Origin of the sequence: Gracilibacillus alcaliphilus (assembly GCF_016909015.1) — a bacterium.
GTDB lineage: Bacteria > Bacillota > Bacilli > Bacillales > Amphibacillaceae > Gracilibacillus > Gracilibacillus alcaliphilus.
Genome location: NZ_JAFBFA010000027.1, coordinates 30,295 through 51,603, shown reverse-complemented (window position 1 = coordinate 51,603; position 21,309 = coordinate 30,295). Strand labels below are relative to the sequence as shown.

The following is a 21,309-nucleotide window of genomic DNA, read 5'->3' as shown; positions in this document are numbered from 1 at the left end:
GATATACTAATATGTAAATGATTTGTAAAACCCGCCCTTTATATAGTATAATTTATTTAGTTCAAAATATCTATAAAAAGGAAGTGAATATTAAGTATGTATGAAGTAGGAAAGCTAATCAAATTTCACCGCAAGAAAAAGAACTGGTCGCAACAGCAATTAGCCAGAAAAGTTAATCGCAGCATCTCCACTATCTGTAAGATTGAGTTAGGGAAACAGCAGCCGTCTAAACAATTGCTCCTACATATCTTTCAGGTACTTAATGTGAACAGACATATAAAGCGAAAGCGACCCAAGCTTTCTCGTCAACTTTTTACCTGGCAAAAAAATATGACCAACCAGCAATTTGATGTTGCCGACCGCTATTATCATCATTTCAAACAAGTAGGCATAACAGATTCTGACGATCACATAGAATTATACAGATTGTGTCAATTTCAATATGCTTTGCTTCATTATAATACGGAACATGCTTCCAAATTACTTCCCCATCTAATCAAATATACAGAGGTATTTTCTCCTCAAATCAGCTATCCTTACTACAAAGCAATTAGTTATTATTTTATTTTAAAGCAGCATTTTGCTAATGCTTTAACTTATTTGAACAAAGCCGTCGCCGCTCACCCAAAGCAAGCCAAAAAAGATAGTGATATTCATTTGTATTATGCCATTTCTTACTACTATATGAATAAAAATCAGCAAGCAACTGACTATGTAAATAAAGCCTTGCAGCTGTCTCAAAATGCCCTGAGTCCATCTCATATGTTATCTTCACGTCTGTTTATGATTATTAATTCTTTTACAGGACAAGTACCTATGGAAACCAATACCGTTACTGTTGAATTATTAAATATGTTAGAGCATGCAAAGGGAATGAATGCCTTCTTTATTCACTATGCATTAGGCAAATCCTATGTTGAGTCACAAGATTATGAAAGCGCATTAAAGTACAGCAAAATAAATTTACGGCAGCAGACCTCTCCTTTTCTCAAACAAATTGCCTTACTTTTCTGTTCTTTTGTCTACTTACTCAAACAAGAAACAGAGCAGGCATTGCGGCTAATTGGCTCCGCAGAAGAAATGAAATTGTCCAAGGCTTTGGAATATGAGTTTTTTATTTTGAAAGCAATTGCACAGCAGTCCTATGGTTCAGAAGAATTTCATCACAAGGTCCGAAAAAAGATTATTCCTTTCTTCCAAAATACAAATAATATTCAAGCCATCTATTACTGCCATGCGATTTTAGGTACTGCCAACTACCAAAAGCATAACTATAAAGAGGCTGCCAATCATTATCTGATTTTTCCAGGGAATATGTATACCAAAGAATTATTAAATAAATACCCACAGAGATAAAGAGAGACTGCCATCAGAGGGCAGCACTCTCTTGATAGGTAGGGACGCTAGCGATCCCACTTATAATTCTTTGCCACCTCTCCAAGTATGGAGGTGGGATCTTACGGACGATTGTACCCGGATAAAATTATTTTGCATAGTTTCATCTCTTTTATTCAAACTAGGTACTAGGAGGTGTGTCAGATGGCAAAAGACGTAAAATGCGAAGTGAATAATTGTATGTTCTGGTCAGAAGGCAACAAATGTCATGCCGATATTATTTATGTCGTAAGTCATACAGGTAAACAAGCTGCTGATGAAAAGGAAACTGATTGCAGCACATTCCAGCCTACCATCTAAACCCTTCTTGAAAAACCTCAGCTCGTATTATGCAGCTGAGGTTCGTTCTCTTCTATAACAAGCAAATACCATTATTTCATCTTCTCTGGTAAAGCAACGATGGATTCAATTAATGTATTGAGTTTCGTTTCAATCCGATGCAGTAAATAGAAGGTAACGACAACCGGAAAACCAAAATCGGTAATAAATGATATCCATGTCTGATCCATACCGATGACTCCTTTCTTTATAATAGTCCCATTCTAAACGAAAGAGGAGAGCCATATAGCCCTCCTCTTCTCACTTAAACCTCGATTTCAATCTCGACTACATTACGTTCTACTACTCGTGCTGCCTTCTTGGCAATCAACTCACCGCCACTTGATTCAAAGGCATTTTCTGCAATAATCGTATCCATCGCCGCATTAACAGCTTCCGCATCCACTGGCTCTAGTGGCTGATCGAGTGAAATGGTTGTTGTTTTCCCTTCTTCATTCTCAAATTGCAGTTCTAACTTTTTCATTTTGTCACCTCGCTTCTTTATAATTTGGTCATGTTTGTGCTTATTCCTCTGTTAATAGTGTACTGTCATTTCGCTTAACCGTGGATAATGACAATTCCTGTAATGGAACAAGCGCCTGTGCAATAACAAACAACTGCTCATTCGTTGCTGTTGTCTTCACATTGTTAAATGTTTTGGACTTAAATAAGTCTTTGCCCGAATCAGGATCTACGCCATTATAGAAGGTTAACTGAAGTCTTGAATCTAACTGATTGGCTGCGACCATGCTGCTCACCTCCTTTCACTCCTATAATCAATTGGAATGAAGCAAAGGTGTCAAAGAAAATTATTTTCCACACAAAAAAAACTAGCACTCCCTAAAGAAGTGCTAGCTTATATTTTTTGTTTTCTTCCAAATAACTTTCGCACACTATTAATTAACGGTTTCTGACCATTTATTACAACGCCGGATAATTCAGCAATTAACTGAATAGCTACTACAATAATTCCTAAAATAAATAAAGAGGCCAGTAAAGTAGCACTATTAAAGATAATCGCCATTAAACCGAAGAAACCGCTAAAGGCATAAATAATCAGCACAGCCGTTTGATGACTATATCCCATGTCAATCAATTGATAATGGATATGCTTACGGTCGGCCATTCCAATATTTTGTTTATTGATAAGCCGACGAACGATTGCAAATATCGTGTCAAAAATAGGAACTGCAATAATAATAATCGGAATGATAAAACTGAATAAGGCCACATTTTTAAACAATCCAAGCATAGAAATAACAGAGATAGAGTAACCTAGAAATAAAGCACCTGTATCCCCCATAAAAATCTTCGCCGGGTAAAAATTATGATAAAGGAAACCTAAACAGCTCCCAACCAAGACCATCCCTAAATAAACAACAACCAATCGATAATCCATTATAGCAATGATCAGAATACTGGTTAATCCGATCGCTGATACTCCTGCCGCAAGCCCATCTAGTCCATCAATTAAATTAATTGCATTGGTTACACCGATCACCCATAGCACGGTTAATACTAATCCGATCGAGGAGATATCAATAGTCCCAAAGAACGGCATCGTTATCTTGTCAATAATCAAGCCAGATGATACCAGCACCAAGGCTGCAATCAACTGACCTAATAATTTCTGATAAGGCTTCAAACCAAAAATATCATCTAATATGCCTGTGATCACTACAATCACGCCGCCAATAATAATCTGAGTCATATAGGGATGCTCTGGTTGTAAAAAGAGTAAACCAGCAGCTACCCCTAATACAATAGACAAACCGCCAAGCCTGGCTTTGACACCTTTATGCTTCTTGCGCCCAGTTGGATAATCTACCGCTCCCACCTTAATGGCTAGTTTTTTTATAAGAGGAGTTGTCAAGAAGGCCACACCAGCTGAAATCAGGAAGGCCGTAATTAACTCCATAATATTATACATAGAAACACCTACTTCATGATCTGCCTACCAATTCTTAAAAGAAAAGAAAACCCCACATATATAGATCGTCTACTTCCTTGCTGACCTGAGGTTTATTAAACTTTACAAGTTAGTTAAATCAAATTAATCTCGTCTCATTATAGCATGACTTCCGCATAAATATACAGTAGAAGGAAGAATATAACCTGTTTTTTTACGTACTTGGAAGTGCAATGTATTTATCAACTTCTTGTATTCTCTGCCAAAATCCAGTAGTATAAAAGAAGTATAATCTAATCCAACCTGCTTATTTATTCAATATATTTATCCTTTCACTATCCCAATCTATACAGAAAATCAGACTTTTTTTGGCAAAACCTTTCTTTTTGTAACATGAATTTAATATATTTGATAAATAATCAATGGTGACTAATTCTATGATTCGTTGTACAATGGTGGTTGTTGTGTATTTATAATCAAGATATTTTTTACAGATAATGACTTTTATTCTATATTAAGGGAGACCTCGGAATGGCAAACACAAAAACTCGTATCGTGAGGAAAAAGGTCAAAAAGAGAAAGAAATGGCTCTTGTTCTTAATACCTTTATTAATCATAGCTCTGGGAATTGGCGTATATGCATGGAATATTATTAATAAGGCCGAAGAAATCGTATCGAACTCTTATGAGGAAGATGGACGTGAAAAATCTGACTTAAGAGATTCCAGAGTAGACCCAAATGTAGATGATGTTTCGATCTTATTTATTGGGGTTGACGAGAGCGAAAAGCGTGGCAATGAGTCCAATGGACTTTCCGATGCCCTTATTCTAGCAACCCTTAATAAAGATGAGAAAAACGTAAAACTTCTAAGTATTCCACGTGATTCTTACGTATATATTCCAGAAGTTGGTTATGAAACAAAAATTAATCATGCCCACTCTTTTGGCGGGCCGAAAGCAACCATTGAAACAGTCGAAAACTTATTAGATATACCTGTTGATTATTTTGTCAAAGTTAACTTTGAGGCCTTTATTGATGTTGTCGATACATTAAATGGCATTGAAGTAGAAGTACCTTATGAAATGACAGAACAAGATTCGCAAGATAAAGCTGGAGCTATCCATTTAATGCCTGGTGTACAGACATTAAACGGGGAAGAGGCTCTTGCCTTAGCAAGAACAAGAAAACAAGACAACGATATTGAGCGTGGTAAAAGACAGCAAGAAATTATCAAGGCGATCGTCAATAAGGCCGTTTCCTTCGACTCCATCCTAAGAGTGGACGATCTCATGGAATCAGTTGGAGACAATATGACGACTAGCATGTCATTTGATGAACTAACAAGCTTTATCTCTTATGGTACTACCGGGGAGTTAACCCTCGAAACACTAAATTTAGAAGGTACCGATAGTTGGGAAAGTGTTTACTATTTCATCCTTGATCCAACTGACTTGGAAGAGAAACGCAATATATTAAAAGAACAATTAAACTTGCCAACAACTGATACAGAAACAAACACAGAATCTGATTCGGAAACTTGGGAGTCCGAGCCGGAAACAGAACCAACAGAACCTGATACTTGGCAATCTGAGACAGAGGAGCCAACTGCGCCGGAATCTGACACTTGGCAGCCTGATCCAGAGGCACCTGCAGAACCAGAAACAGACACTTGGCAGCCTAATCAAGAGGATGAACAGTCTGAAGAAACATGGACTCCGAGTGATTCCTATTAATCAAAACGATTGGAAGCACCTATCAAACAGATATGGTGCTTCTTTTTTTATAAATATATCCAATCTATGAAAACGCTTTATTTTTACGTAATAATATTGTAAAATAGTGATATCATCATTACATACTCCATCAAAGAACTATCCGCAGTTTATTTAATACCACAATTTGCTACATTAAAAATTCCATATAATTAAAAAATTACATTATAGTGAGGGGGATTGAATGTTATTTAGTATTATCATACCATTCAAGGAGACCAATATAAAATATGTCAAAGACTGTATAGAAAGCTTAGAAGAACAAACTTTTAAGGATTTTGAAGTATTATTAGTACATAACAGAACTGATCAGTTGCCATCTTTATTGAAGGATTCTTCCCTAAATTATCGGCCAATACCTATGGATAACCCTTCTAATGTAAGTGGATTAAGAAATAAAGGACTGCTAGAAACAGAAGGAGACTATGTGTTATTTCTAGACAGCGATGATTATCTGCACCCGAATGCCTTCATGTATGCAAAGAAAATAATTGATACGGAATCTCCAGAAGCAATAAGGTTAAAAATCAATACTACACATTTTGATAAAAAAACAAGTTTTGATAAGAACAACCAAGCCTTTTATAAAACTAATACCTTAGAAACGCTAAATCAAGTATTTAATAAACTCAGTATAGATATAACAAGTAAACAAGGGGAAACCCTTATTAATGAATTATTTGAAGAAAACGTTCTAAACTTTAACTATAATGAAAGACAGCCAGAACAAATAATGAAAAGACTTAATCGGCCCTTAAAAGTACACGGTTTTGTTTTTCAACGGAATTTCCTCATAGAGAACAACATTTCGTTTGACGAAACGCTCGATTTATATGGAGAAATACCTTTCCTTATGAAAATCTATCATAGGATTCCATCCATTCTCGAAACAACAGTAGGGCTATACTATAAGCTGATACATAATGATCCAATAAATTACCCTTCCTTGTCCCAGGAGTTTTTCTCCGATCGTTCTTTCCAGTTTTTCCGTGCCTTAAAAATTGTGCTGCAAGATAGTGATAATCTAGATATTGCTAGGCAAGTGAAGCAAAGAGCGATTAAACATTACTTATATACCATTATTAAAAATGAAGAATTTTTGGAGTCATTTGAACGAAATATTCCTTTATATCACGAATTACAGGCTATCTTCCTTACAGAATCCGCCCCTGTCAAATTGGCAAACAGGCATCGAATGGAGATTTCTTCTATTAGCCGGGGCAATTTTAGAATAGCTTATTTCACCAGCAAGGCAAGAGTGATTGGTTATACAGTATATCAATTTAGCCAGCCAAAGAAGAAGCGCTTTAGACAAAAACTCCTCCAAGAATACATCTTCTCTAAACTGCCTATTCAAGAAAATATTATTATTTATGAGAGTTTTTTAGGTCGTAATTATTCAGATAGTCCAAAGGCTATCTTTAAGCATCTGTTGAAACAACAAACTCATAAAAAGAAACATATCTGGGTATTAAATGATAAAGATATGGTAAAAGATGAAGCAGAATTCCATCATAAAGACGTCAAAGTAATCAAGCGGTTCAGCTGGAAATACTTTTATTATGTGACAGTTGCTAAATATTTTGTACTAAATATGAGACAGCCAAAATGGCTGCACAAAAAGCCGGAACAAATTATTTTATCCACTTGGCATGGCACACCATTGAAGAAATTAGTTTTTGATATGGATAATGTAGCTTCAGCCAATCCCATTATAAAAAAGATTTCTATCAGCAATCGAGAAATTGGGATTATTTAATTGCAGCTAATAAATACTCTGAGCAAATATTCGAAAGTGCCTTCATGTATCCCAGGGAGAAGATGATAAAATATGGTTATCCTCGTAACGATATTCTAAAAAATTATACAGAGGAATATAGTGATCAGCTAAAAGAAAAGTTACACATACCTCCCTATAAAAAAGTAATTTTATATGCCCCGACATGGAGAGATGATGAATACCATAAGATTGGGCAGTATAAGTTTCAGCTGCAATTAGATTTGCATTTATTACAGCAGGAATTAGGTGAAGAGTATGTTATCATTTTACGAATGCATTATTTAATATCTGATCATATTGATTTAACTGATTTTAGCGGCTTTGCTTATGATTATTCCAGCTATAATGATATAAACGATTTATATATTGTCAGTGATTTGTTAATTACCGATTATTCATCTGTCTTTTTTGATTTTGCTAACTTAAGAAGGCCTATTCTATTCTTTACCTACGATATTGATAAGTATAAAGATATGTTAAGGGGATTTTATATCGATATGGAGAATGATTTGCCTGGCCCGCTGCTGTATACATCTGAAGAAGTATTAGATTCTATCAAACGCATCGCCCAAATAGAGAGAGAATTTTTAACAAAATATAATGAATTTTATGACACCTTTTGTGCATTTGATGATGGCCGGGCCAGTGAGAGAGCTGTACAGCAGCTGTTTGACAATGTGAATGACAGCAAGCCTATAGAACAAAGATATATAGCCAATGACGAATGACGATCTTATGCGAAATATTTACACTTATTCTTTTTTATAGGGATATAAAATGAAACATGCTCTCTTGGGTAACAGGAGAGAGCATGTTTTGTGTAGAAACCAAATGATCTTCTTGTCTAGTTTGACTCCAGTATATCTGCAATACGTTTACTGGCCTGTCCATCACCATACGGATTACTCGCCTGGCTCATTTGCGTATAAACAGATCTATCCTCTAATAACTGCTTAAAATGACGATAGATATTCTCTTCATCTGTGCCTACCAGCTTCAAAGTTCCAGCATTTACTCCTTCAGGACGTTCTGTAGTATGGCGCATCACCAACACTGGTTTACCTAGACTAGGAGCTTCTTCTTGTATGCCACCGCTGTCGGTCAAAATCAGGTCAGATTGGGCAAGGAAATTATGAAAGTCAATCACCTCTAGAGGCTCAATTAAACGAATTCGATCATTGTTACCGAGAATTTCATATGCTGCCTCACGAACAACAGGATTTTTATGAATCGGGTAAATGGCTTTGATATCGGGATGTTCTTCTAGGATACGTTTAATCGCTTGAAACATATGCCGCATAGGTTCCCCTAGATTCTCACGCCGATGAGCCGTAATCATAATCAACCTGCTGTCAGATGCCCATTCTAATTGTGGATGAGTGTAATCGTTTCGTACGGTTGTATGCAAAGCATCAATCGCGGTGTTCCCCGTAATAAAAATAGAGGCAGGGTCTTTGCCTTCCCTGATTAAATGCTTACTTGCTAATTCTGTTGGTGCAAAATGATATGTTGCAATGATACCAACCGCCTGACGATTAAATTCTTCAGGATATGGAGAATAAATATCATAAGTACGTAAGCCAGCTTCTACATGACCAACTGGTATTTGTAAGTAATAACAAGCCAAAGATGTAACAAAGGTGGTCGAGGTATCACCATGCACTAAAACAACGTCAGGCTGCACCTCTGTCATCACACTTTTCATTTTTTCGAGAATACTAATAGTAACATCAAATAAAGTTTGTTTGTCCTTCATAATCGATAAATTATAATCCGGCTGAATATGGAATACATCTAATACCTGATCCAGCATTTCTCGATGCTGTCCTGTCACACAGACTACTGTATTTAATTGGGAACGTGTCTCCAGTTCTTTTACCAAGGGACACATTTTAATTGCTTCCGGCCTTGTACCGAAGACTACCATCACTGTTTTCAATTATTACACCACCGACTATGTTAGTATGTATTGCATTAATCAAATTCTATCACAGCACTAAACGTCCGTAAAATTTCATCTTGTATGCAAGAACGAAAAGCGCAGAGTGCCCTTTTAAAAACGTAGAGATTAGGGCGTCACAACGGAGATAAAGGAAACACGACGACGGAAGGAGTCGATGTGGGCTTATCGTAGTGACGTGAAATTTCTAAAGTTTGGCGCTTGGAGCTGGACATGGCTATTCTTAAATAAGAATGAACGCATGAAAAATTATATACTTGCTGACCTCATAAAAAAATCCTCTATCTTGTTCGGTCATACAGCCAGACCAAATTAAAAATAAAGGATCTTAATTTCTGTTTCTATAGCCACTTGGGTATATATATTAGATTAATAGTTTTAGCTCAGTACCTTTTAAAAAGGATGCGGAAAATAAACTCAAATACTTTTAAGATTCTTTTCCAGCGAAATGGTTGTTTTAGGAGACGATAGAGCCACTCTAAATTCAACTTAATCCAGATCTCTGGCGCCCGCTTTACTTCCCCGGCAATAATATCGAAACTCCCGCCTACCCCGATAAATGTGCCTTTCTCAAACTCTGATAGATACTTTGTTATCCAAAGTTCTTGCCTTGGCACACCTAACGCTACAAAGATAAAGTCTGCCTTTGCTTGGATCACATCATCCACTACTTGGCGATCATCTAAATCAAAAAAACCATGATGATGTCCTGCAACATTTAGTTCTGGATGCAGTTCCTTTAGTTTGGCTACCATTCGTTGATTCACTTCTTTGCTGGCACCTAAAAAATAACAGCTCAAATTATTGCCATCTGCACGTCCAATTAACTCTGTCATTACTTCAAAACCGGCTACCCGCTCTTGTAATGGCTGTTTTTGCAATCTTGAGGCAATCACTACACCTGCACCATCCGGTATCGTATAATCTGCTTGCATAACAGCCTCTCGATATTCCGAGTTTTCTTTCGCTAACATGACTATCTCTGGATTGGCTGTGACGATGAAAGACTTCTTTCCAGCTCCAGCTCTTGCTGTTATATCATCTATAAATGTCTGTTTATCTGTATTGAGGAAATCAATCCCCATGATATTTACTGTATCTGTCACTTTAAACCTCTCCAATAGTATGGAAGTCTTCGTTTTCATTCTAAGACCTCAATCATTTAGCTTTTGTGGCCGGATCTCCTCGATGGTATTTAGAAGCGGTAATCTCTCTTATGCAGCTCAACTAAATAATCCATTAATTGATCTCTTAAATCTTCTCTGGATAAGGCAAATTCGATCGTAGTCTTAATAAAGTCAAATTTCTCGCCGACATCGTATCGTTTACCTTCAAAATCTAACGCGTATACTTTTTGTATCTTGTTTAACTTTTCAATAGCATCTGTTAATTGAATTTCGCCGCCAGCGCCAATTTCTTGCTCTGCCAAGAAATCAAAAATTTCTGGTGTTAATAAATATCTGCCGATAATCGCCAAATTAGAAGGTGCCGTACCTTGTGGCGGTTTTTCGACAAATCTCTCGACTTCATACAAATGATTCTGCTCTGATAATGGTGAAATTACACCATATCGATGCGTCTCTGACTCTGGTACTTGTTGCACACCAATAATCGAACTCTCTACTTGTTCAAAACGATTCATTAATTGACGTAGACATGGTGTTTCATTTTTGATGATATCATCACCTAATAACACGGCGAATGGTTCATTTCCGATGAACTTTCTTGCCGACCAAATAGCATGCCCTAAACCTTTTGCTTCCTTTTGTCTAATATAATGAATATCTACGTTAGAAGATTTATGAATTTCATCTAGTAAATCGTATTTGCCTTTGCGTTTCAAGTTCTCTTCTAGTTCAAAGGAATAATCAAAGTGATCCTCAATCGCTCGTTTGCCTTTGCCTGTAACAATAATAATATCTTCAATACCGGAGTCAATCGCTTCTTTGACGATATATTCAATGGTTGGACGGTCAACAATCGGCAGCATCTCTTTCGGCATCGCCTTAGTTGCTGGCAAGAACCTTGTTCCTAACCCTGCTGCAGGTATAATGGCCTTTTTTATCTGTATCATTTTGATACTCCTTCTTCTTGCTCAATGATGTTATTTTTTATTACCTTTTTTTTATATGCTTCACGTTTTTGTTTACTCATTTTTTTCCAATCTTTAAGATATTGTTCATAATGATCAAGTACCTCATTGACAGGTCCATATTCTCTCACTGTACCAAACTCTAGCCATAGAATTTTCTCACAGAATTTTCGCATTTGACCAAGGGAGTGACTGACAAACACCATTGTTTTTCCTTTTTTCTTAAATTCGAGCATTTTATTGAATGATTTTTCGGCAAAGGCTCGATCTCCAACAGATAGAGCCTCATCAATAATTAATATATCTGGATCAATATTAACGGAAATGGCAAAGCCCAGTCTTGATTTCATCCCGCTTGAATACGATTTTACTGGCTGATCAATAAATTTCTCTAATTCTGAGAATTCAATAATTTCCGGTTCTAATTCGGCAATCTGATGTTTATCAAAACCAAGCATAAGGAGCTTCAACTCAATATTATCACGTCCGGTTAAATCTCCTTTTAAGCCAGAAGCTACGGCAATTAAGGATACTTGCCCATATGTCTTTATCTCTCCTGACGTTTCTGGCACAATCCCTGCCAAAATATTAGATAAAGTCGATTTACCCGAACCATTGGTTCCAATTAGGCCTAGTATGTCTCCTTTTTCCACATCAAACGAAACATTCCTTAAGGCATAGAAGTCTTCACCATAACTTTTGGGTGATAATAAATCTAAGAATCGTTCTTTTGTGTTTTTATATAACTTATACTTCTTTGTAATCTTTTTTACTTCTATAGATTTTTGCATTTTATTCACATGCCTTTATAAGTAATCAATAAAGTGTCTTCTGAACCGGACATGAATGGTGGCTCCAATGAACAGCAGGACAATTACAATCGCCCAAAAAATAAGTGTATATTGCCATTGGGTAATGAAATACCATTCAGAACCAAATAAAGCTGCCCGATAACCTGAAACCACATAATACACTGGATTTAACTTCATAATTTCTAGTATTGTCGGAAAGTCTTCAAGCCTAGAAATTGGCCATAATACACCAGATATATATAAGAACATTCGCAAAGTAGAGCTCAGTAGCATATGGATATCTCTAATGATGGTTGACAGAGTTGATGTAATCAATGATATAGCAAAAACTAATATGATGGTTGCAAATAAGAAATAAGGGATTTGCAAATAGTAAATATTAACATAATACCCTGCTAGTTGAAATAGACCGACAGTGATTCCCAACACAACAAAATGAATATATAATTGTGAAAAAATCACATAACTTGGAATCACACTCATCGGGAAATTCATCTTAGATAACATGCGAAGCCTTGAATAAATAGACTTGGAACCTTGAATTGTCGACTGGTAGAAAAAAGTCCACAGAAAAAATGCTGGTATCAGCCAGAATATAAAGGGTACCTCTTCTTCACCGACTATAATTGGTTCACGTCTTAATAACGTTCCAAAAACAAACCAATAAATCATGACTTGAATAGATGGCGTGATAATTTCCCAGACCATTCCTAAGTAATTATTTTTATTCTTACTCTTTAATTCGTATAACGATAGTCGCCTGATTAAATAAAAATACTGAATTTGTTCTTTTATTACATTTATAACAGATTTCATCTACATATAACCTTCCCATTTCTTAGGCATTACATCTAAGAAATTATACTATACATCTCCAAGAAAGAACAATATATTACTTCAATAAACGCTCTGTTACCTTCTTTGCGGCTTGACCGTTTTCTAAATAACAAAATCGCTCATAAAATGCCTGATCATATTGAATTGGCTGGAATTCTGTTTCTTCCAACTTCTTGACTTCTTCTAAAAGTTCTTGATTTGTTTTCACTAATGGACCTGGTGCTTCTTTCTCAAAGTTAAAGTAAAACCCTCTTAAAGTATCACGATATTCTTCTAAATCATAGACAAAGAATAGAATTGGCCGTTGTAAATTCGCAAAATCAAAGAAAACAGAGGAATAATCTGTAATTAACATATCGGCTATTAGATATAATTCTCTAATATCTTCGTATTTAGACGCGTCTACCACAAAATTATCTAATTCTGTTAGATCAATTTGATCAGCAACTAAGTAATGCATTCTTAGAATAATCACATAATCATCGCCTAACTCCTGACGAAGCATATGTAAATCTAATTGAGCATTATATTTATATCTTCCCTTGCCAAAGTACTGGTTGTCTCTCCATGTCGGTGCATAAAGAATAACCTTCTTATCGGAATCAATTGCCAGTTTTTCTTTAATTCTTGTAATAGTTGCCTGATTATTTTTGTGATTTACAATAAAATCATTTCTAGGGTAACCTGTTTCCAGCATCTCCCCTTCAAACCCAAATGCCCTTATAAAAATATCAGTCGAATACTTATTGGGAGATATTAAATAATCCCACTTTAAAGCCTCTTGCTTAAAGTTATGTTTATATTGTTCGAGATTAGTACCTGGCATATGGATGTCTTCTAAGTCTAATCCTAATTTTTTTAACGGAGTTCCATGCCAAGTTTGCAAATACTTCGTTTTAGAAGATTTCGGAATCCAGTTCGGCAAACGGCTGTTGATTACCCAGTACTCCGCTCTCGGCATTATCCAAAGCCATTTTAATGTGAAACGAGGAAGGATATCCAATTGTTGTCCTTGAAACAGCGAGATAAATCGTTTATCCACACTCCAATATAGTTGATAGCTTGGATAGTGTTCTTTCATATACTCATATACGGCTCGAGGATTATCACTGTATTGTTTGCCATGAAAGCTTTCGAATATTACCGTTTTCTTTGCTCTTGGAAACTTCGAGATGATAAAAAAGATAATCTTATATATATAAAGTACCATATTGCTTCTTCTCATTCTAATAATCAATTGCTTTAGCTTATTCATTCTTAAATCCCCTTGTTACTAGTGCTATTATTCAAAACTGTACAATTATTTATATCATTAAAATCCACTCTACATTATATAACAAAATGACACAAAAAGATATACTGCCCTTATTGCTTTAATGCTTTAAATGATGTATCCTGTTCATTTCCAAAGTTATATTTTCTTCCAATTTAAAAAGCCAGAGGCAGGGGAATTGCTTCTGCTTTTACTTCTGGGGAGATCATTATTCAGCTGATAGAACTCTCTTTCAGATAAGCATTGATTAGTCTACTGTAAAAACAACTGTTTAACAAAAGCATATTCAACAAAAAAGGAGGAATTATACTAACCTCTTATATAAACCAATTATTCACTTCATTGTACATTATAAGTATGGAAACGGGTTATACGAATCACGGCATATTTAGAATGAAAATATCTGAGTATAACTTTTAATTGTAATATTAAGGTTATATTTAATGGATTGTTCCTTACTTGTCCTTTATATTATTTAAGATAATTGATAATATAACATAATTTGCAAATTGCTTTTAAGACTTATCAAGTATTGTCAATATAATATATGTCTGAACAATTTAACTATTTATTTCAAACATTATATATACTATAATTATACATTGTAAAACATAGAGTAATGGAACAACTATATAGGTTTTACTATTTATGTATATAATTCAATTAAATACATAATATTGCAAGTTTCGTATATAAGTATTATCACTTTGCGCCACGTATTTTTATAAAATGATACTGCCATAAGTTGGGATTCCTCCCCCACTTATGAATAGTGAATCTTACCAGATGGCAGCAGCCATTATCCTTCACTAAACTTCTTGGGTAACTCTCCAAGTTTGGAAGTAGGGATTACGGACGACTGCACTAGGATAAATATTTATAAAAATAACTACACTAAGGGAGAATAATCATGAGCAAGAAGCCAGCAAACAAACTAAAAGAAATGATAAATTACTCACAAAAAAATGATTCTTTATATATAAGCGGAAAATTTGCAAGAGAGAATTTTCAAGCAAAGGAAATGTGGCTTTTTTCTAAAGATCATCAAACCTGTACAATAAAAGTGGCAGAAATTGAGCCGAGTAATTCATTTAAATTCACCATCAATCTAAGTGACTTACTAGCTGCTGTAAAAGAGAAAGATATAACAGTATTAGATTGGTATTTTAAAATCCGAACACCACTTGACGTTGTTCCGGCTAATAGAAAGGATAGCGAAGAGCTAGAAATTGTTGAACAAGATGAAGTAACCTATGCTGAATATTTTATTCGTTGCGGAAGGTTTAATACGACTCATGAAGATGGCCTTTCTTACTTTCCTTCTAACGAAGATAAAATACTCAACTATATCACAACGAAAGGTAATTTTTCGCTTGTGTTTAATGCAGAGCCAGAAGCACCAACAAGAATTCAAATTGACAAAGTAAAAAAACGTAAGAGCACTATTAAGATTATGGGTAAGTTATTCACACGGAATTCCAAAGTGCTCCATTGTCAGTTTTATTTGCAAGGCAGAAACACTGGTGCACACTTACATGCTGATAGTATACAACTTCAACATCTAAGTGAGCAGGTGAAAGCTAATTATGGTTTAAACAGATATGCCTATACTGGTGAAATAGACTTTAGTAAAGTGAATAATGGAGCTCCTTTAGAAAATGATATTTATGATCTATTTTTAAAAGTGGAACTTCATGATATGGAAGAGCCAAAATACATTAGAATAGGAAGACCAACCTTTCGAGCACGCCTGTTTCTAAGAGATCTAAATGCTGTTTTCCAAGAAGAAGCAAATGTGATTCATCCTTACTTTACGTTTAAAATGAGCAACCTGTCATTTGAAGTATATAAATATGACGTAAAAAGTTACCATTATCTAAAGAAAATTATGCGTTGGTCTTGGCTGCTGAGAAAGCTCTTTAAAAAACAAGACACGTGGATAATTGGCGAAAGAACATATAAAGCCCAAGACACAGGTTATGCATTTTTTAAACACATGAGAGAAACATACCCTGATAAGAATATCTATTATGTGATTGAATCAGATTCACCAGAAAAGAAAAATGTAGAACCTTTAGGAAATGTTCTTGATTATCGATCAAGGGAGCATATGTGGAAAACCCTTATAGCTACGAAGGTGATCTCGTCACATCACCCAGATTATTTGTATCCAATTAGAACGGAAAAATTTAAAAATAAAGTAAAAGCTGATAAGGTCTTTTTACAACATGGAGTAATGGGGACCAAAAATATGGTGGCGAATTATGGGAAAAACTCTCCTGGATTCGATACTGATTTCTTCATTGTAAGTTCTCCGTTTGAGAAGCGAATGATTGTTACAGATTTCGGTTACTCACCTAACAATGTATTTGTAACTGGATTATCAAGGTTTGATACCTTATTTAAAAAAGATGTCGCACCAATTAGGCAACTGTTAATTATCCCCACTTGGAGGGACTGGATTATAACTGATGAAGCATTTTTAGAAAGTGAATACTATGAAAAATACAGACAATTAATTAATAGTGACCAGCTGAAAACCCTAGCTGATCACTATAACTTCAAAGTTTTATTTTGTTTACATCCTAATATGCAACAATTTAGTAATCATTTTGATGCTGATCATATCCAAATCGTACAACAAGGTGAAATTGACGTTCAATATTTAATTAAACAGAGTGCCATGATGCTTACCGATTATTCAAGTGTTGGTTTCGACTTTAGCTTCTTGCATAAGCCAGTTCTGTATTATCAATTTGACCGGAGTCGATTTATTGGAAAACGTCCATCTCACTTAGACCTTGATAATGAATTACCTGGTGAAATTGCGTTTGACTACGATGTTTTACTAGAAAAATTAGAGGGTTATGCCAAAAATGATTTTCAAATGAAAGAAGAGTATAAACAAAGAGCGAACAAGTTCATTCAATATCGTGATCAGAATTCATCTCAACGTATCTTTGAACATATTGAACATGCAACCGTCAAAAAATCAATTTTTGAGCATGAGAAAATAAATATCCTGTCTCAAGCATTGTATAAGAAATTCAGACGAAGTAAATATTATTTTCCAACCATGAAGGCATTTTATAATTTGGGTTCATATATCATTCCAGTTGACCCGAAGCTTATTCTGTTTGAAAGTGGAATTGGAAAACAATACGCGGATAGCCCAAGAGTTATTTATGAGGAAATGTTGGAACAAGGTTTAGAATTCAAGAAAATCTGGGTCTACAATAGAAATTATCGTTTTAATGATCCAGACACTAAGAAAATCGTTAGACTGAGTCCACAGTATTATTTCTATCTTTTGAGAGCAAGGTACTGGGTAAACAATCAAAACTTCCCTGCTTATCTCAAGAAGCGATCGAAAACAACCTACTTGCAAACTTGGCATGGCACACCATTGAAACGAATGTTATTTGATATTGAAAATATCCAAGGAAGAAATGATGATTACTTAGAGAGAATAGGTAATACTGTTAAAAATTGGGATTATTTGATCTCTCCAAGTCGATATGCTTCAGAAAAATTCCAAAGTGCTTTTCGTTATACTGGCGAGATACTAGAGCTTGGCTATCCTAGAAATGATATTTTCTTTATCGATAACAAAGAAGAATATATTTCTAAAATAAAAAATAAACTACAACTGCCTAAAGACAAGAAAATTATCTTATACGCACCAACTTTTCGAGATGATCAGACATCTAAACGTAACAAATTTCTTTTCGACCTAAACCTAGATCTTTACAAAATGCAAGAGCATTTGGGTAATGATTATATTCTCTTGTTAAGAATGCATGTTGTGATTAGTAATAAAATTAAGATCGATCCTGAATTACAAGATTTTGTGAAGAATGTCTCTAATTATCCAGATATCCAAGAACTTTCACTGATGACAGATATTCTTGTGACAGATTATTCATCCATCATGTTTGACTTTGCTAATACCAAGAAACCGATCATTTTCTATACGTACGATTTCGATAACTATCGGGATAATTTGCGAGGTTTTTATATGGATTTTGAAAATGAAGCGCCAGGTCCATTTGTCTACGATACAGAACAATTAATTAATAACATTGAAGATATAGAAAAGATAGAAGCAAAATATAAAGAAAAATATACAGCCTTCCATGAGAAATATTGTTACCTAGATGATGGATCTGCTGGAAAAAGAGTTGTAAATAAGGTATTTAAATAATCAAAAAGCAAATCCTACTATTAACAGAGGATTTGCTTTTTAAATCTGTTAACTTTTGTGTACTAAAAAAATGACGTTGGTTGATTATAGAACTAAAGTAACAATAACTCTGTCCTTAGAGATCTTACCCTATATAGAAACAAAAGAAACCTTAGATAATAACTAGTGTACAAATAACAGTATCGAAACATTATCTCTTAGCCTTGCTTTTTCTAGTATAAAATAGAATACAGCACAGATAGCCCTATGGGATCATTATCTATATAGCCTCCTCCCAAGAACTACTTGGCATAGTAACTATTCATTTATTTTAAAACTTATTCAAAAATTTCTTTGAATTTCTTGAGAAAGATCGGACCGAATGATTCCGAAAATGTCCTAGTCATATGCTTCTCATCCCTATACACTACAATATTACCAATGATAGGTCTAAATTCGCCATCTACTTTAAAATATTCCGTTAAATCTAATGTGTAGAATGAATCATTATTCTGTATAAAATGATTCCAAAACACTCTATCTTTCTGTGTATCAGCGGCATTCATTAATTGAATTGTCTCTTCCTCCCCCTCTATCTCTAATGCCTCTAACACATTAAATTCATAACGAGGGTTATCGCGTATTGCCAAAACATCAATACCAAAATCATGGACTTCTTTTAGCTTATCTATCATTTGTTGATGAATACGATCATTATCCGTATCAGAAGCAGTAGTGTGTGAGACAACCAAATCAATATCATCAGCATTATCTCGAAGGTATTCTGTCACCTCGTTAACCCACTGTCCTTTTAAATCATCATCAGGATATCCTGTAGAAAATCTAGTACCTGATCTAGTCATACCTAGCACTCGATAATCTGTATCCTTTATCGCCTCTAGAACAGCCGATAACCAATGCTGTGAGTGGGAACTACCTACAAGCGCAATTGTATGAGAATAATTTTCTGTTTCTCCATAAAAACCTATCTTTAAATCAGATTCTTTCAATCCTTGATTCGTTTCATCCAAGTGTGATACCGGTAAATCATCAAAAACATCTTTCAAGGCAGGAATAGGTTCTTGTTCGGTTAAATCAACACGCTCTTCTTTTACCATTGCACCAGGATAATCTGCATCAACTATATTCTTAGCATGTAGGTAATCCTCAATAGCATTTATACTAAAAAAACTAATTATCAAAACAATGGTAGTACTTGCCATCAGTGTTAATCTCTTAAATGATTTTCTTTGCTTGTCCGATTGACGAATTGGTTTCTCAATATATTCAGTCATAAAATAAGATAGTATCAATGAAAGAAATATTATTCCTATACCTACAATCAAACTTGGTTGTTGTGAAAAATGATAATTGTAGAATGATAAAATAACCCAATGCCATAAGTATACTCCAAATGATAAACCACCTAGTTTAATCATAATCGGAGCTCCTAATAATCTCTTTACACTATATTTATTATTTTGTGCACCTGAGACAACGATCATTACCGCACATAACATTGGCCATAAAGCAACAAAACCAGGAAAAGCAGTGGAGACATCAAATATAATTCCAGTTAGGATTAGTCCTATCAATCCTAGCCATCCTATAATAAAGGAGAAAAGGCTATTAAGTTTGAATTTCGATAAATTCAGACATAGTAATCCTCCTAGAGCAAATTCCCAAACTCTAGTAAATGTGATAAAATACGCAAAAGGTTGATTAACATTTGTGAGGTAAATAGAATACATTAATGAACAAATAAATAAACTAGCCAAAAAGAAATTAATTAAGTTTTTTACTTTCACTATATTAAATTTTTTGATCATAAATAAGAGAAAGGCAAAAATTAAAAACCATATAATATAAAACTGACCTTGAATGGACATTGCCCAAAAGTGTTCTACTGGAGTTTTCATTTGAGCAGCGTCCAGATAATCTGTATTAGACAAAGCTAGTTGCCAATTTTGATAATAAAATAGCGAAGCAATTACTTCCTTTAGTGTTTTTCCAATTATAGAAGCTGGCAACCAGAAAAAGGATAAAATAACAACTGTCGACAAAACAACCAGTACAGATGGCAATAATCGTTTTCCTAATTTCGCAATATATGGTAGGAATTTAAATTCACCTGTGCGATTAATGGTTGATAAGATAGATGTAGTAATTAAAAAACCTGAGATAACAAAGAAAACATCTACACCGCCTGACACACGGCCAAACCATATATGATAAACTGCAACTAGTAATGCAGCTACTACTCTCAGCCCTTCAATCTCTGGTCTATAGACCCTTTCTATTTCAACGATATTTTTATTCATATTTTATGAACCCCTTCAATATTCTTCATTTTATTTTTCTAAGTAACAACTTAATATATGTTCATAGCATTCCTGTAATTTTAGTTTATAGATAATCTATAAAATTAATATACTATAAAACCTTTAACAACAAAGAAGTATAACATATTTTGTGTGTAGTTGACATCAACATATTTCTAAACAATAAAGAAGTGCTGATAAAATATCGCGATAATATAGTAATATTCAGAAAACAATTTAACCAATTAATCATACTTTAAATGTAAGCGTCAAATAATGTACACCTTCTATCATCATTCAAAGCGTGAGATAATGTCATTATAATAAATCTTGTAGGAGGTTATGCCATGACATTATCAGCTAAACGAATCGAATGGGATGCTCGTATGAAGGAATGGAAAGAGAGTGGGCTTAGCGCAGCCCAATGGTGCAGAGAACACGATGTCAATCTTCATCAAATGTATTACTGGAAGCGAAGATTCCAACAAGAAAGCATAGGTACAAAAGAAGCGGATTGGCTTCCTGTACAGGTTACAGAAAGTCCATCGACTATAAAAAACAGTTCTATTTTTATTCATGTACATGATTACGCAGTCGAAGTTCCTATTGGTGCTGATCCCGTTCAAGTAGCTGAAATCCTTCGTGTAATTTCATAA

18 protein-coding genes are annotated in these 21,309 nt (G+C 34.7%); 7 read left to right on the top strand and 11 right to left on the bottom strand.

The genetic code is table 11. From position 1 onward, the window contains the following. Positions 1 to 96 precede the first annotated feature (96 nt). Both JOD18_RS17205 and JOD18_RS17200 read left to right on the top strand, forming a co-directional pair. On the top strand, positions 97 to 1,356 hold the full coding sequence (locus JOD18_RS17205; protein WP_204670350.1) for a helix-turn-helix domain-containing protein: 1,260 nt from the start codon (positions 97 to 99) through the stop codon (positions 1,354 to 1,356). Positions 1,357 to 1,539: 183 nt separating this feature from the next. Beyond that, positions 1,540 to 1,695, top strand: coding sequence for a DUF1540 domain-containing protein (locus JOD18_RS17200; protein WP_204670349.1), 156 nt, complete (start codon positions 1,540 to 1,542; stop codon positions 1,693 to 1,695). Between the two features lie 71 nt (positions 1,696 to 1,766). On the opposite strand, the gene JOD18_RS17195 is transcribed toward JOD18_RS17200, so the two are convergent. The 4 genes from JOD18_RS17195 to JOD18_RS17180 form a co-directional block, all read right to left on the bottom strand. Continuing rightward, complete coding sequence (locus JOD18_RS17195; RefSeq protein WP_204670348.1) at positions 1,767 to 1,904, bottom strand: YvrJ family protein; 138 nt, start codon at positions 1,902 to 1,904, stop codon at positions 1,767 to 1,769. A gap of 74 nt (positions 1,905 to 1,978) precedes the next feature. After that, positions 1,979 to 2,197, bottom strand: coding sequence for a DUF2922 domain-containing protein (locus JOD18_RS17190; RefSeq protein WP_204670347.1), 219 nt, complete (start codon positions 2,195 to 2,197; stop codon positions 1,979 to 1,981). 40 nt (positions 2,198 to 2,237) lie between these two features. Further along, positions 2,238 to 2,462, bottom strand: coding sequence for a DUF1659 domain-containing protein (locus JOD18_RS17185; RefSeq protein WP_204670346.1), 225 nt, complete (start codon positions 2,460 to 2,462; stop codon positions 2,238 to 2,240). Positions 2,463 to 2,569: 107 nt separating this feature from the next. Next, positions 2,570 to 3,643, bottom strand: a complete 1,074-nt coding sequence (locus JOD18_RS17180) for a glycosyltransferase family 4 protein (protein WP_204670345.1) — start codon at positions 3,641 to 3,643, stop codon at positions 2,570 to 2,572. Positions 3,644 to 4,153: 510 nt separating this feature from the next. Between JOD18_RS17180 and JOD18_RS17175 the strand changes: the two genes are divergently transcribed. From JOD18_RS17175 to JOD18_RS24665, 3 genes are all read left to right on the top strand, one after another. After that, positions 4,154 to 5,356: an LCP family glycopolymer transferase gene (locus JOD18_RS17175; RefSeq protein ID WP_204670344.1), complete on the top strand. Its 1,203-nt coding sequence runs from the start codon at positions 4,154 to 4,156 to the stop codon at positions 5,354 to 5,356. Between the two features lie 223 nt (positions 5,357 to 5,579). Beyond that, positions 5,580 to 7,154, top strand: a complete 1,575-nt coding sequence (locus JOD18_RS17170) for a CDP-glycerol glycerophosphotransferase family protein (RefSeq protein WP_275583039.1) — start codon at positions 5,580 to 5,582, stop codon at positions 7,152 to 7,154. After that, the gene (locus tag JOD18_RS24665; RefSeq protein ID WP_338029561.1) at positions 7,154 to 7,903 is read left to right on the top strand and encodes a CDP-glycerol glycerophosphotransferase family protein; all 750 of its coding nucleotides are present in this window, start codon (positions 7,154 to 7,156) and stop codon (positions 7,901 to 7,903) included. Before JOD18_RS17170 ends, JOD18_RS24665 begins: the two co-directional genes overlap by 1 nt. Before the next feature lie 116 nt (positions 7,904 to 8,019). Here JOD18_RS24665 and wecB read toward each other — a convergent pair whose 3' ends face one another. The 6 genes from wecB to JOD18_RS17140 all read right to left on the bottom strand — a co-directional run bounded on the left by wecB (position 8,020) and on the right by JOD18_RS17140 (position 14,131). Then, positions 8,020 to 9,102 (bottom strand): non-hydrolyzing UDP-N-acetylglucosamine 2-epimerase, encoded by a 1,083-nt coding sequence (wecB, locus tag JOD18_RS17165; protein WP_338029560.1) that lies wholly within the window; start codon positions 9,100 to 9,102, stop codon positions 8,020 to 8,022. Between the two features lie 416 nt (positions 9,103 to 9,518). Next, a complete protein-coding gene (locus JOD18_RS17160) occupies positions 9,519 to 10,280 on the bottom strand; it encodes a WecB/TagA/CpsF family glycosyltransferase (protein WP_204670342.1) in 762 nt (253 codons plus the stop codon). A 50-nt stretch (positions 10,281 to 10,330) separates the two neighbouring features. Further along, positions 10,331 to 11,209: a UTP--glucose-1-phosphate uridylyltransferase GalU gene (galU, locus tag JOD18_RS17155; protein WP_204670341.1), complete on the bottom strand. Its 879-nt coding sequence runs from the start codon at positions 11,207 to 11,209 to the stop codon at positions 10,331 to 10,333. Next, a complete protein-coding gene (gene tagH / locus JOD18_RS17150) occupies positions 11,206 to 12,018 on the bottom strand; it encodes a teichoic acids export ABC transporter ATP-binding subunit TagH (RefSeq protein WP_204670340.1) in 813 nt (270 codons plus the stop codon). The genes galU and tagH overlap by 4 nt, the downstream gene beginning before the upstream one ends. Positions 12,019 to 12,033: 15 nt before the next feature. Next, a complete protein-coding gene (locus tag JOD18_RS17145; protein WP_204670339.1) occupies positions 12,034 to 12,855 on the bottom strand; it encodes an ABC transporter permease in 822 nt (273 codons plus the stop codon). A 76-nt stretch (positions 12,856 to 12,931) separates the two neighbouring features. Further along, positions 12,932 to 14,131, bottom strand: coding sequence for a CDP-glycerol glycerophosphotransferase family protein (locus tag JOD18_RS17140; protein WP_204670338.1), 1,200 nt, complete (start codon positions 14,129 to 14,131; stop codon positions 12,932 to 12,934). 928 nt (positions 14,132 to 15,059) lie between these two features. Between JOD18_RS17140 and JOD18_RS17135 the strand changes: the two genes are divergently transcribed. Beyond that, entirely contained in the window at positions 15,060 to 18,353 is a 3,294-nt protein-coding gene (locus JOD18_RS17135; RefSeq protein WP_204670337.1) for a CDP-glycerol glycerophosphotransferase family protein, read from the top strand. Between the two features lie 317 nt (positions 18,354 to 18,670). Here the strand turns inward: JOD18_RS17135 and JOD18_RS17130 are convergent, their stop codons facing one another. Further along, positions 18,671 to 20,653: an acyltransferase family protein gene (locus JOD18_RS17130; protein ID WP_204670336.1), complete on the bottom strand. Its 1,983-nt coding sequence runs from the start codon at positions 20,651 to 20,653 to the stop codon at positions 18,671 to 18,673. A gap of 347 nt (positions 20,654 to 21,000) precedes the next feature. On the opposite strand from JOD18_RS17130, the gene tnpA reads away from it, so the two are divergent. Continuing rightward, positions 21,001 to 21,309 (top strand): IS66 family insertion sequence element accessory protein TnpA, encoded by a 309-nt coding sequence (tnpA, locus tag JOD18_RS17125; RefSeq protein ID WP_130860868.1) that lies wholly within the window; start codon positions 21,001 to 21,003, stop codon positions 21,307 to 21,309.